General features: G+C 59.5%; 17 protein-coding genes. 10 read left to right on the top strand and 7 right to left on the bottom strand.

Annotated features, from left to right (window positions below; genetic code table 11):
* Window positions 1–30 precede the first annotated feature (30 nt).
* The 4 genes from cpaB to LB543_RS15625 form a co-directional block, all read right to left on the bottom strand.
* Complete coding sequence (gene cpaB / locus LB543_RS15610; RefSeq protein WP_224614673.1) at window positions 31–1071, bottom strand: Flp pilus assembly protein CpaB; 1041 nt, start codon at window positions 1069–1071, stop codon at window positions 31–33.
* 94 nt (window positions 1072–1165) lie between these two features.
* On the bottom strand, window positions 1166–1381 hold the full coding sequence (locus tag LB543_RS15615) for a Flp family type IVb pilin (RefSeq protein WP_224614674.1): 216 nt from the start codon (window positions 1379–1381) through the stop codon (window positions 1166–1168).
* Between the two features lie 51 nt (window positions 1382–1432).
* Window positions 1433–1648, bottom strand: coding sequence for a Flp family type IVb pilin (locus LB543_RS15620; protein WP_224614675.1), 216 nt, complete (start codon window positions 1646–1648; stop codon window positions 1433–1435).
* 46 nt (window positions 1649–1694) lie between these two features.
* Window positions 1695–1982 (bottom strand): Flp family type IVb pilin, encoded by a 288-nt coding sequence (locus LB543_RS15625; protein WP_224614676.1) that lies wholly within the window; start codon window positions 1980–1982, stop codon window positions 1695–1697.
* Window positions 1983–2478: 496 nt separating this feature from the next.
* Between LB543_RS15625 and LB543_RS15630 the strand changes: the two genes are divergently transcribed.
* From LB543_RS15630 to LB543_RS15675, 10 genes are all read left to right on the top strand, one after another.
* Window positions 2479–3612: a phosphatase PAP2 family protein gene (locus LB543_RS15630; protein ID WP_224614677.1), complete on the top strand. Its 1134-nt coding sequence runs from the start codon at window positions 2479–2481 to the stop codon at window positions 3610–3612.
* 109 nt (window positions 3613–3721) lie between these two features.
* Entirely contained in the window at window positions 3722–5110 is a 1389-nt protein-coding gene (locus LB543_RS15635; RefSeq protein ID WP_224614678.1) for a CpaF family protein, read from the top strand.
* On the top strand, window positions 5110–6081 hold the full coding sequence (locus LB543_RS15640) for a type II secretion system F family protein (RefSeq protein ID WP_224614679.1): 972 nt from the start codon (window positions 5110–5112) through the stop codon (window positions 6079–6081). Before LB543_RS15635 ends, LB543_RS15640 begins: the two co-directional genes overlap by 1 nt.
* A gap of 18 nt (window positions 6082–6099) precedes the next feature.
* A complete protein-coding gene (locus LB543_RS15645) occupies window positions 6100–7050 on the top strand; it encodes a type II secretion system F family protein (protein WP_224614767.1) in 951 nt (316 codons plus the stop codon).
* Window positions 7051–7104: 54 nt separating this feature from the next.
* The gene (locus LB543_RS15650; RefSeq protein ID WP_224614680.1) at window positions 7105–7665 is read left to right on the top strand and encodes a tetratricopeptide repeat protein; all 561 of its coding nucleotides are present in this window, start codon (window positions 7105–7107) and stop codon (window positions 7663–7665) included.
* Between the two features lies 1 nt (window position 7666).
* The gene (locus tag LB543_RS15655; RefSeq protein WP_224614681.1) at window positions 7667–8206 is read left to right on the top strand and encodes a prepilin peptidase; all 540 of its coding nucleotides are present in this window, start codon (window positions 7667–7669) and stop codon (window positions 8204–8206) included.
* Window positions 8207–8480: 274 nt separating this feature from the next.
* Window positions 8481–9173, top strand: a complete 693-nt coding sequence (locus LB543_RS15660; protein WP_224614682.1) for a methyltransferase family protein — start codon at window positions 8481–8483, stop codon at window positions 9171–9173.
* Window positions 9174–9188: 15 nt separating this feature from the next.
* Complete coding sequence (locus tag LB543_RS15665; protein ID WP_224614683.1) at window positions 9189–10202, top strand: acyltransferase family protein; 1014 nt, start codon at window positions 9189–9191, stop codon at window positions 10200–10202.
* A 115-nt stretch (window positions 10203–10317) separates the two neighbouring features.
* Window positions 10318–10512: a hypothetical protein gene (locus tag LB543_RS15670; protein WP_140765714.1), complete on the top strand. Its 195-nt coding sequence runs from the start codon at window positions 10318–10320 to the stop codon at window positions 10510–10512.
* A 121-nt stretch (window positions 10513–10633) separates the two neighbouring features.
* The gene (locus LB543_RS15675) at window positions 10634–10798 is read left to right on the top strand and encodes a hypothetical protein (protein ID WP_224614684.1); all 165 of its coding nucleotides are present in this window, start codon (window positions 10634–10636) and stop codon (window positions 10796–10798) included.
* A gap of 22 nt (window positions 10799–10820) precedes the next feature.
* Here LB543_RS15675 and LB543_RS15680 read toward each other — a convergent pair whose 3' ends face one another.
* The 3 genes from LB543_RS15680 to LB543_RS15690 all read right to left on the bottom strand — a co-directional run bounded on the left by LB543_RS15680 (window position 10821) and on the right by LB543_RS15690 (window position 12871).
* Window positions 10821–11096 (bottom strand): hypothetical protein, encoded by a 276-nt coding sequence (locus LB543_RS15680; protein ID WP_140765710.1) that lies wholly within the window; start codon window positions 11094–11096, stop codon window positions 10821–10823.
* Window positions 11097–11225: 129 nt separating this feature from the next.
* Window positions 11226–11744 (bottom strand): ferritin-like domain-containing protein, encoded by a 519-nt coding sequence (locus tag LB543_RS15685; RefSeq protein WP_140808049.1) that lies wholly within the window; start codon window positions 11742–11744, stop codon window positions 11226–11228.
* 113 nt (window positions 11745–11857) lie between these two features.
* Complete coding sequence (locus tag LB543_RS15690; RefSeq protein WP_411908762.1) at window positions 11858–12871, bottom strand: ATP-dependent DNA ligase; 1014 nt, start codon at window positions 12869–12871, stop codon at window positions 11858–11860.
* Window positions 12872–12873: the final 2 nt, after the last annotated feature.

Below are 12873 nucleotides of genomic sequence, written 5' to 3' on the forward strand. Positions count from 1 at the left end.
TGGCAGCCCATTTTCATTAGCTGCAGCTTATCACGGTTGTCGCGGCACGTCATATGTCTCGAGCTTCACGCCACGAAATACGCCCACGGTTACGTTCTTCGGCGGTTCCGGCTGCACATATTTGACCACTTCCTTGACGACCTCGCGCACTTCCGGCGCAGATGCCACGGCCGGAGCGGGTTTGACCTTGCCCAACTCGTCAAGCCTGTTGCCAACGCGTTCCACGGCTTGGGCGAGCCCGGTAATCTTGTCATCGGCGCGCTTGCGCTCGGCTTCCGCCAGCGCGTCCGCGGCTGCTTTCCTGTCGAGTTCGGCCTGTCGCTTGGCGACGTCTTCTGGCGTTTCGCCGGTCAGGTCCGAAAGCGTCACGCGCTCGGTCGTCTCGCCCTTGCTGGCGGCGGCCTGGCGCAGCGCCAACGACAACTGCCCGGCGCCGGCTGCCAGGGTCAGCTTCTGTGCATCTTTCGTGCTGGCTTCCAGCGTCACCGATTTGACGACGGTCGGGCTATCCTTGCTCACATCGGCAACCTGATCGACTGCGAGCACCTTCATGCTTTGCAGCAGCACGTCGACAAAACTCTTGTCGGCCCCGTCGTCGCCGCGCGTCGTGCGCGTCAGCAGTACGTCGACGCGGTCGCCAGGGAAGACGAATCCAGCCACCCCAAGCACATCGTTGACCCTGATGGAAACGGCTTTCATGCCTTCGCCAAGCACCGCCGAGAGCGTGGCGCGCTGGCCGGGGCCGGTGATCTTGGTGGCGAGAACGGGCTCATTGGTGCCGATCGCCTGCAGCGCCTGCTTTATGCCTTCGCCAGCCAGCATTTCTTTCGTTGTCTTGAAAGCGCCGGTCGGAACCGCGCCCGCGGGCCAGGCGATTTCGCGCAACTTGTCTGATGTCAGCGTGTCACCGAATTTCAAAGGTACGGCCGCCACCACGACCGTATCGCGCGGGACGTCATCCGTCCGCGCCATGGCATTGCGCTGGCTGGCCAGCCAGATATTGGCGAGCACCACCGCCAGCACGCCGAACACGCCGGCGAGGACAATCATGATAAGCGTATTGACACGCATCTTTCCACCCCACCATCGCCCGCCGGGCGAATTTCAACCCCTTCAAAGCCTAGAATCCTGGGCCGAAATCGAGCGATTCCGGCCCAGAAAGTTTTTAACAAGTGCCACCGGCACCGCCGGTGCTGGATACACCCTTGGTGTTCAGGTTCGCGCAAAGGCCGGTGAACTGACTGCCGACCCATCCGCCGATGGCAATGATCGCAACGATCGATGCCGCGGCAATGATGCCGATCAGGATCGAGTATTCCACCATGGCAGCGCCGTTTTCGTCGGCATGGAACTGCCTGGCTACGTCGATAAACCGCTTCATGCCTATCCCTCCTTCCTTGGCCGATTCCGGCCCAAAGAGCTGACTACAGCGTCAGCAGGTGCCAGTGCCGGCGCCAGTGGTTGATACACCCTTTGTGTTCAGCTTCGCGCAAAGGCCGGTGAATTGGCTGCCGACCCATCCGCCGATGGCAATGACCGCAACGATGGATGCCGCGGCAATGATACCGATCAGGATTGAGTATTCGACCATGGCAGCGCCGTTTTCATCGTCTTGGAACTGCCTGGCTATGTTGATAAAACGCTTCATATCATATCCTCCTTCCCTGGCCGATTCGGATCCAGGGCGTTTCTGATCAACCAGCCGGGTTGCAAGCGCCAGTGCCGGTGCCAGCAGCGTCGAGACCCTTGCCGCTCAGCTTGGCGCAAAGGCCGGTGAACTGGCTGCCGACCCATCCGCCGATCGCGATAACCGCAACGATGGATGCCGCGGCAATGATGCCGATCAGAATTGAGTATTCGACCATGGCAGCGCCGTTTTCGTCGTCGCGGAACTGCCGGGTCATCGTCATGAGTTTATTCATGTCAATTTCTCCCCTTTGGAGGTTTGAACCCGACGAGACAGAGCCAAGGATGAACTCCATACCCAAGCATCCCCCGTCATCTCGATCCTAGGTCCCGAGAAATTGCGGAGTCAAACGGGATTAACGGTTCCTTAACTTCCCAATACATGAACTCGGGAGTTGGACGCGGTTTTAAAATTCAGCAAGAGCTTGATTCGTCTAATTTTTCAAGCGTCCTTAACCATTCGTTCATAATTATGCATGCAACCTAATAAAGCAGTAGCTACTTTAGCGGTAAGGCATACCCCTTTATATCTAAGGGGTTATAGCCAGATATGGAATGGATGCCGATGTCGGAGCACCCGAGGGGCGAAGGATGCGTCAAAGCTTGTTGTCCCACTCATGTTTGGCGGTGCGGGGACCAAAAATAAAAACGATATTTTTTCCGCGCACATCTTAACTATCTTGCAAGTATTGGTTCTCCTCGAACCCGAGGGCGCTTGTCCCGCATGTGGTTAACCGTTAGTTTATGCATTCCAAATTTAGAGAAGGCTAACGAGGCGTGATGGGACGGCCGATGCTTGGATTGGTGGAAAGCGAAGGGCGGGCATTTCCGTACCCGTCGCTTTCGGCCGGCGACTCGGCCATCGATCCGATGGCGGCCACATCATTTATCCGCCGACTGCATGGATGGGCCCGATGCGAAATGGCGAAATTTGGGAAAAGTCGGCTTGTTGCCTTTGTTTCAGCCTTGTTGGCCGGAGTAGTGGTGACAAATCTGATCTGGGTGCCGTTCTCGACCGTGTATCTCAATAAATCTATCTGGTTCGATGTGGCGATGACGATGCCCATGGCCTTGCTGTGGCTGCTCCTTGGAACGATGCGCCTTCAACTTCGCAAAACGCCTTTTCGCTATCGCGACATGGTAAGTGAGTTCGCTGGCAGGATACAGGCGCTGGCCATGGCCTTGACCGCCATAACCCTGTTTTCCCTGGTGCTTCTGCTCATTACCTATTTGGCTACCGCGACAAGCCGTCCACTTCTGGACAGCTATCTGGCTGCGGGCGACGCAAGCTTGGGCTTCAACTGGGTCGCCTATGTGAGGCTGCTCAACGGCTACCCATCAATCGATTATGTGCTTTCGATCGCCTACAACAGTTTGAGCATTCAGTTGTTGCTGCTGCCGGCCATCCTCGCGTTGAGCGCTCGATCTCACCGGCTAGAGGAATTTGTCGCGCATTACGGGGTGGCCGGTTGTTTGATGTGCCTGGTCACGATGGCAGTGCCGGCGGCAGGGGCCTTTGAGTTTTACCATCCGTCGCCGGATATTCTGAGTTCCTTTGGTCCCGGCGCCTCGGTGCGGTACCTTGAGCAGCTTCATGCCCTGCGGACACTGAAACCATTCCTGCTGGAACATCCCGAAGGTCTTGTATCGTTTCCTTCTTTCCACTCCACCCTGGCTGCGATCTTCGCCTATTCAATGCGTGGCATCCGCTATATCTCGCTTCCCGTCTACGCTCTGAACGCGATGCTGATCCTCGCCACATTTCCCGAGGGCGGGCACTATCTCGTCGACGTGCTGGCGGGATTAGCAGTCGCGGCCGTTGCAATTCAATTTGTCCGCTGGATTGCCCAAGTCCGGCCGCCCCTGCAGTCAAACTCGGACGTCGCCCGACGCTCGCCCGGCCGACAACAGGTGCCTCTGTCATGACCGCCGCTAACCAAGCAGTTATGTTTCGACACGATCCGCCGGACCTCGGTTCGCGCACTTCCGGGTCGAGGAGTGATTTCCTATCAAGTGAATTTCGGAGTTGCGCGACATGTTAGGCCGCTTCATCAAAGGGCCGGCTGAACAGCCAAAGCCGCTCGACCAGTCGATCACGAGCGTACTTCCCGCTGCAACGCCAATTCCGGCGATTGTGGATCTGGCGCCGCAAGGCGAGGACTTCCTGACGCTGAAAGTCGAACTGCATCGCCATTTGATTGACCGGTTCAATCTGTCCGCGCTCGAAACGGCGTCCAAGGACGAGATACTGAACGAGATCCGTCCGATCGTGCGCGAGTTCGTGCGCACCCACAGCGTGCCGCTGAACGCACGCGAGCTCGACCAAATTACCAGCGAGACCGCCGACGAGATGCTGGGACTCGGCCCGATCGAACCGTTGCTCAAGGATGACACGATCACCGATATCCTGATCAACACCCACAAACGGGTCTTCATCGAGCGGCGTGGCCTGGTTGAAGAGACGGCAATCCGGTTTCGTGACGAGGCGCATCTGCTGCGGGTCATCAACAAGATCGTGTCGGCCATTGGCCGGCGCGTCGATGAATCGGCGCCGATGGTCGACGCCCGGCTGGAAGATGGCTCCCGCGTCAACATCGCGGTGCGGCCGATCTCGGTCGACGGCCCGCTGGTGTCGATCCGGAAATTCTCCAAGAATCCCTATTCACTCGAACGCCTGATGGCGCTCAATTCGATCCGACCGCCGATGGTCGACCTGCTGCGGATCGCCGTGCAGGCGCGCAAGTCGATCCTCGTTTCGGGAGGGACGGGCAGCGGCAAGACGACCTTGCTCAATGCGCTGTCGAGCTACATCCCGTCCAGGGAGCGCCTGATCACCATCGAGGACGCGGCGGAACTGCAATTGCAGCAGCCGCATGTCGGCCGGCTGGAGACACGTCCACCCAGTGTCGAAGGAAAAGGCGAGGTTCGCCAGCGCGAACTGGTCAAGAATGCGCTCCGCATGCGTCCCGACCGTATCATCGTCGGCGAGGTTCGCGGCGAGGAAGCCTTCGACATGCTGCAGGCCATGAACACCGGCCACGAAGGCTCGATGACTACCATCCATGCTAACACGCCGCGCGACGCGATATCGCGCCTTGAGCAGATGGTCGGCATGGCAGGAATGCCGATGACGCATGAGTCCATCAGGGCGCAGATTGCTTCCGCCATCGACGTCATCGTGCAGACACAGCGCCTCTCCGACGGCGGCCGTCGCGTGACCTCGATATCGGAGATTACCGGTATGGAAGGCAACGTCGTCCAGATGCAGGAGATCTACACCTTCGTACGTCGCGAGGTGACGGCTGACGGTCAGATCGTCGGGGAATTTCGCGCCACCGGCGTCCGCCCACGTTTTGCCCCGGAAGCGGCGACACTCGGGCACCATTTCGCCAAGGACGCCTTCAATCCCCAGGTGGCGCTCTGATGCCCACCGGCCAGACCTTGCTCTACTTCATTTACACGCTCGCGGCCGCGAGCGTCATTCTCGCCGGCGAGGCGCTGTATCTTTCCTTCGCCGATCGCCGATCCCGTGCCGGCCTGATCAATCGGCGGCTGAAGCGATTGTCGGATGAGGTTCCGGCCGAAAAGGCCTTGCAGGGATTGCTGCGCGAGCGTGGCCTGACAGATACGGGTGACTTTCTTTTCGGCATGGTCGGTCTGAACAGGCTCTATACCCAATCCGGCGTTACCGGAAACCCGCTGACTTTCGCCGCGATTTTCCTGCTCTCAGGTCTTGCAATCGCGCTGCTGTTCTCATTCCTTCTCCGTTATTCCATATTGCCCTGCATCTTGATTTTTCTGGTGACCGGATTTGCCTTGCCACTTCTCGTTCTGCGGCGTGCGCGCAGGAAACGGATCCAGAAATTCGCGAAACAGCTCCCGAACGCACTCGACATGATCGTGCGTTCACTGCGGGCGGGGCACCCGGCAACGGTGGCCATAGGTCTGGTCGCGCGCGAAATGCCCGATCCGCTCGGCACCGAATTCGGCATCGTCTCCGACGAAATCACCTTCGGACTGAGTATCGAACAGGCGGTGCGGAAGCTTTCCCAGCGCGTGGGTTTCGAAGGCCTCCATTTGCTGTCGGTGTCGCTGTCGATCCAATCGAAGACGGGTGGCAATCTGACCGAGATCCTGGCCAATCTTTCGTCGGTTCTGCGCGAACGTCAGAAACTCAGGATGAAGATCAGGGCGCTTTCGTCGGAGGGCCGGGTGTCCGCGTGGATCATCTCGCTCTTTCCGCTCGTAATGTTCCTGATTCTCCAGCTCGCCGCTCCGGCATATTACGGCCAGATATGGCACGACCCCCTGGTCATGCCGGTCTTCCTGATCTTCGGAATATGGGCGCTGCTGGGTGACTTCATCATGTATCGCATGGTCAATTTCGATTTCTGACAGGAGCGAGCCATAAACCTGCTATCGAATATTCAGGGACTGAGTTTCCTGGTCTCCACCGCGGTGTTCGTGGCGGCTGTGTCGCTGTTCCTGTTCGGCGCGCTTGTCTTCTTGCCGGCGTTGCAGACACGCAAGCTAGTTGCCCAGAGCCTGACGTCGGAAGGCATCGTCGACCACCGCTCGCTCGCGGGTCAGGAACAGTTGCTCAAAATCTCGGCGCAACGTCCGGTTGCTGCCTACTTTCGATCGATGGAGAAGGAACGCAATGAGCCGAATGCGCTCGAGGCGAAGCTCTTTCGCGCCGGGTTCTATCAACCCAGTGCTCCGCTCATCTACACCTTGTCGCGACTGGGCGCGGTCTGTATCGGCTTTTTGGCTGCCTATACGCTCCTTGTACGAATACTCCCGCCCCAACTCCCCGCTTTCATGGCCTTTGCCGGTTCCGCGTTGTTTGGATTAGCCTGCATCGTGATTCCAGCTATCCTGCTCGATCGCTTCGAGAACACCCAAAAAAAGATCTATCGTCGCGGGTTTCCCGATTTCATGGACATGATGATCACCTGTGCCGACGCCGGGATGAGCCTGGAAGCGGCAGTCGAGCGTGTCGGCGCCGAACTGGCCGGCACCCACAAATGGCTGGGCATCCAGCTTGCGATCATGAACCTGCAAATGCGCGCCGGCAAACCGTTGCGGGAGGCGCTGCGCGAACTCGCCGACCGCATCGGGCTGGAAGAGGCGCGCTCGCTCGCCGTGCTGTTCCGGCAGTCGGAAGAGCTCGGCACCAGCCTGACGGATGCGCTGCGCGTCTATAGCGACGAGATGCGCGGACAAAGAATCCTGAGCGCGGAGGAGAAGGCCAATGCGCTGCCTGTCAAGATGATGATTCCGTTGGGCTTATGCATCTTCCCTGTCGTCATGATGGTCATCATGTTGCCGGTGATCATCCGCATGAGGGGCGTTTTCTTCTAAATGGGTATATGCTTTGATTCTAAAACAGAGTTGCAGGACTCTCGGGGGATAAAAATGACAGGGTCAATGCGCCTCGCAACCGTCGTCGCTGCCAGTCTGTTGATGGCGGCCCTTGCCGGCTGCCAGACAAACGGCGCCGACGCCACCGGCGGTGTCGTGCGCACCAATGAACCCTCGAAAGGCGATGTAACGTCCTTCGGCGATGCGTTCGATGGATTGAAGACGGTCAGCAACGTCGAATACTACGCCTCGGACCAGGCCGTGGCCGAAGCCAAGAACCAGTTCCGCGCGGAAAATTATGGCAATGCCGGCGCGCTGTTCTTCAAGGCGACACAACTGGCGCCCAATGACGGCGGCGCCTGGATGGGATTGGCCGCTTCGTGCGACCGGATCCACCGCTTCGACCTCGCCGATCGCGCCTATGGCCGCGCGTTCAAGCTGATGGGGCCGTCGCCCGAGTACTACAACAATGTCGGCTATTCCGATCTGCTGCGTGGCAAACTGCAGGACGCCCGCACGAATTTTCTCAAGGCTTATGAGCTGGCACCAAACGATCCGACAGTAGCCAACAATCTGAAGCTGCTGTCGTCGAGCGTGCAGAACATCGAGCGCTAGCATGCTGCTCGTCGAAGCGCTGCTGTTGAAGGCCCTCGCCATCCCGCTGCTCGCCAGGATTGCGTGGCTCGACTTCACGACGCAGAGGATTGCCAATCGCGATGTGCTGCTACTGCTCTGCCTGGGAGTGGGATCGCTGTTGTTGCTGGCGCTCCGATCCGGATCATGGTGGGACATGGGCCTGAGCGCGGCTGCCGGCCTCGTTCTGTTTCTTGCCTTGTTCCCGTTCTGGGTCTTGCGCAAGATCGGCGCCGGCGACGTCAAGCTGATGGCGGTCGTCCCTTTTCTGACCGGCGGCGCAGACCTCGTCGTTTTTTCCATGCTGCTACTGGTTTTCGCCCTCATCACCGCAGCGGGCATGAAAAATCCATTCCTGCTGCCCGCGGGCGCCTTCCGCGTCTATGTCCAGCATCTCGACCGCAAAGGCGTTGTGCCGTTCGGCGTGCCAATCTCGGTCGCGGCGATCTGCACGACAGCCCTCGTGATCTACGAAAGTGTGGTGTTGGCGAGCAGCTCCGGAATCCTGAATCAGCTTAACTGAGCGGCGGCAGCCCGCTCTGCCGTGCGAAGCGCGGGCCGTCCAGCCGCATTCACGGGCAGCGCCAGCCAAAACGCAAACGTTGCGCTGTGAGGGTTGAGCGCGATCATCGCAATGGCAGAAACCAGAATTGAGATCGGCGCCAGGAAACGAAGCACGGAAAGAAGGTTTGGCATTTGGCCACAATAGGCCGGACAGATTAATCAGAGGTTGAGGCGGCTTAGCGCTTAACTCTTTGCAAACACCTTGTTTGTTGAGGCGCAGAAGTGATGTTTCAATGACTGCTGGGGAAGGGATGAAAATGTTGAACGAGGATTTTCTTGGCCGAATTGCCATCATCTTTGCCATGACGGTTTTGGCGACGTCCGGCGCGATACCTCTGTTCCTCTATTTTCGTCAGGATGCCTCAGTAATTTCGCTCGCAATCGTTACTCAACTGGCGTCGACCCTGTTTCTGTTGTTGCAGCTTGTGATGACAATCGCCCGCCTTCCGCCAAAGGGAACCGCGCAGGGAATTGAACCGAGAGTAATCTCGGTGGCTGGAACATTTATGATCCTGCTCGCATTGAGCCTGACGCCGGCATTGCAAAATGAGGCGGCGCAGGTGACCGCTCTCTGCTTGGTCCTCATCGGTACGACCAGTTCGATTTTCTGTCTTTATTGGCTGGGCCGTTCCTTCTCTCTCATGGCGACAGCTCGTCGCCTGGTTACCACTGGCCCGTATTCGATTGTCCGGCATCCGCTTTACATCTGTGAGGGGGTATTCGTTCTCGGGATGACCCTTTCGCATTTTTCAATGCTGATGGTGACACTGGGTGCGTTTCAGTTTCTTTTGCAGTATAGACGCGCGAAAAATGAAGAGTCTATCCTTCAGAAAACCTTCCCAGAGTACGACGATTACGTCAGGCGCGTCCCCATGCTCTTGCCGCGGCTCCTTGGCGGAGCCATACCAAACTCTGGCGGCCAATAATCAGGACTCGCCCTGTTGATCTGGTCCTTGCAAGTACTTCGCTTCGTTGCCGCGCTGATGGTGGTATATGTCCACGCGGCGCAGACTGCCGTCAAGGTGACCGGATCCAACGGGCTATTACCTCACGATTTTCAAGTGGTCGGCTTCGCCGGGGTAGACATCTTTTTTGTCATATCAGGGGTGATTATTGCCAAGACCGCGCCTGGCCTGACTTGGCGATCTTTCGCCTGGAGACGATTCCGGCGCATTGTTCCGCTCTACCTGCTGGTCAGCATCCCCTATGCGATCGTCGCCTACAAAACCGGCTTCGGCTGGCGGGACGCGGTGGCGACACTCTTGCTTTGGCCCGCTACGGATCAAATGACCGCACCAGCACTGCCCGCGGCCTGGACACTGTGCTTCGAAATGCTGTTCTACGCCGCCGCAACCGTCATTCTCGTCGACAGGCGCCTGCTATTGGGTCTCATCGGCATCTTCGGCCTCGCAATGATATTTCGCTCGGCGGGTCCGGTGCTGCAGTTTCTTGGCAACCCGCTGATCATCGAATTCGGCTTTGGCGTCGCTCTCGCCTATGCACCTAAGTGGAAATTGGCGGTGTGGTGCCTGCCGATAGGCGCCGGGGCGATGATAGCTGTCGGGTTCATTGGGATGGCGCCGCAAGGGGGAACGATGGAGTTCCTTGCCGGCGACAACGGCTTCCAGCGCGTGCTGGTCTACGGTCTCCCGGCTGCGATGATCGTCTTCGGCACGATGCAGATCGACGCACAGCCGAGCGCATGGACGGTTCTCGGCGATGCCTCCTATATGCTTTATCTGATCCACACTCTGCCGATAACGCTGCTTCTGATGGTGTGGACCGCTTTTCCGATTCCTCCCGACCTCATCATCGTGATCGGCACAGCCACATCAGTTCTTTTTGGTTGGCGGATGTACATTCGGTTCGAGCTGCCGCTGCGCAAATTCCTGCGCCGGTATGATTCCCTGTTGAAGCCTGGCTGCCCTCCAACCGGCGTGGCACTACGGGATTGACGGGTACGCTTCGGCGGCACGATTCACGAAATATTACGTGAGGGAACATCCGGGCCGCCAGGTTCTTTGACCCCCGAGGCGGCCGTTCGCCTCGACAACTCAAAGGAGAAGAAGAATGCCCAATCAAGGTGGTAGCCATGAGCAACATGTGAAAGCGGGCCAGCAAAGCCACAAGAACATGGACGACAAGAACCGTCAGCAGCAGGCGGCCGGTGGCAACCAGCGCCAGCAAGGCGACAGCTCCGGCATGCGCGGCGGAACCCATGAACAGCATGTGAAAGCCGGCGAGCAGAGCCACAAGAATCGCTAGCCAACCCGCGTGGCACAGAGCCCGTCCCGAGCGCTCGGGATGGGCTTTGCATGTATGCCGCGGGCCAAAGCCAAGCCGCCCGTCCGGCGAAAGAGAGTCCGCCCAAAGAGAGACAGATTTGATGCCCGATCCGAGAGAACCCGACCCCAACCGCGACGTGCCCATGCCTGCTCCCAACTGGAAGCCCAAGCCGATCGGTGAGCCGGAGCCGCACGAATTGCCCGATGAGGTGCCGTTACCCAATCCCGATGAGAATGTAGAGCCCCCGATGCATGCGGCCGGCTGACCGGATTGCGCTCGGCGTCGGGTCAATCCTCGTCGAAGCGGCCGCCTTCCCTTGACGGATCGCGTGAAATAGCCGCCTCCTCGATATCGTCGGGCAATGCCTCGTCGCTTTCCTGGTAGGCGTTGTCGTCATCTTCCTCGGGCAAGTCGCCCTCGGCCTCGTCTTCCACCTCGACGTCGTCGGGAAGGATTTTCGCGCCTGCGAGCGCGTCCCAGTCCTGCTGCTCCACCGTGGGACCTTCAGTTTCCGCCGGGTCTTCCGTCTGCGCTGCCGGTTGCTCTCTTTTGCGGGGGTTCATCGTCGTTCTCCGAAATCCGGGGAGTTGCCCCGGATCGCCTGGCGCCCGGGGCAACAGCTCGCCTGCTAAAGCAATTCCAGGAAAAGTGCGTAGCGGTTTTCCGTCCGGAATTGCGCGAAAACAAAGAGTCTAGGCGGCCTGTTGCAAGGCACGTTCGTTGACGCCGCCCTCGCCAAGGCTGGAAAGTGCCTTGTCGGTCGCCATCTCTTCTTCAAGAGTCTGGTTGAGGAGTTTGACCACGTCGCTCTTGCCGAGCTGTTCGGCCCAGGCGATCAGCGTGCCGTACCGCGCGATCTCGTAGTGTTCGACGGCCTGCGCCGCCCCGACCAGCCCGGCGTCCAGCGCGGGGTCGCCCTTATAGTCCTGGAGGACTTCCGAACCCTCCTCGATGATGCCGTCGATGGCCGGACAGGTCTTGCCTCGGGCCGGCTTGTCGAGAAGCTCGAAGACCTGTTCGAGGCGGTCGACCTGGCCCTCGGTCTCCTGCAGATGTTTCTCGAACGCCGCCGAAACATCTTCGGATTCGGCGCCCTTCGCCATTTTCGGCAGCGCCTTCAGGATTTTCTTCTCGGCATAATAGATGTCCTTCAGCCCGTCGAGGAACAGGGCTTCAAGGCCCTTCGTTGCCGCTTTCTTAGCAGTCGCCATGATTGTCATCTCCGATTGTGTGAAGCCCACCTGCGGTGTAGCTGGGGCACAACTTGCTATGCTGACGGTTGTTCCAGCGACTTCGCAAAGAGGCGCCCGCGGCGCGAACTCCGTCACTCGATCTGCCGCATGGTGCACTGGCGCGGCGCCTTGTCCGGCCGCCAGCGCAACAGTTTCGTGCCATGCCGGAACCTGTCGCCGGTGACATGGTCGAAGCGGACCTCGACCACCAGTTCCGGCCGCAGTGGCTCCCATTCGCCGCTGCGCTGCGTGCTCCAGCGGCTCGGCCCGCTTGGCGCCTTGCCGGTGAAGCCCGGTCCGCCACGCAGCTTTTCCAGCTTTCGGGTGACACTGACCCGGTCATCCCTGCCGATGGTCGAGGTAAAGCCGACATGGTCGAGTTTGCCGCTCTCGTCGTAGAGGCCGAGCAGGAGTGAGCCGACCTCCTTGCTGCCGCTCAGATAGCGGAATCCGCCAACCACGCAGTCGGCCGTACGCAACCGTTTGACCTTGACCATCGCGCGTTCACCCGGCCGGTAGGGATCGGCCAGCAATTTGGCGACCACGCCGTCGGTGGGGCCATGACCGGCCCCTTCAAGCCAGCGCCTGGCGGCCACCGGATCGGTCGCGCTGGGCGAGAGCCGCAAGCCGGGTTTGGCGCAATCCCGAACGAAGCCCTCGACCGCCCGGCGGCGTCGCGACAACGGCTCGGCAAGCAGGATCGTCCCGCCAGGCGCGGCCGGCATGTCGAACAGGATCAGCCGGGCAGGCGTTTGCGCGCTCAGCTTGCGAATGCGGCTTTCGGCCGGGTGAAGCCGCATCTGCAGCGCGTCGAAGGAAAGCTGGCCTTCGAGTTCGATGACGATCTCGCCATCGACGACGAATCCTCGGGCCTCGACCTGCTGCAGCATGGCGACGAGTTCCGGGAAATAGCGGCCGAGGGGTTTGCCGGACTTGGCCCGCAAGTCGACATCCGTGTCGCCCTTGAAGGCAAGGCAGCGAAACCCGTCCCATTTGGGCTCGTATTGCCAAAGGTCTTCGCCTTCCGGCAGGACATCGGCGGCCCTGGCCTCCATGGGAGGTGTGTCCAGGGGTAGGGCAAACCTGTCCGTCATTGGCTTTACCATCG

This window comes from Mesorhizobium sp. ESP7-2, assembly GCF_020164715.1.
Classification (GTDB): Bacteria; Pseudomonadota; Alphaproteobacteria; order Rhizobiales; family Rhizobiaceae; genus Mesorhizobium.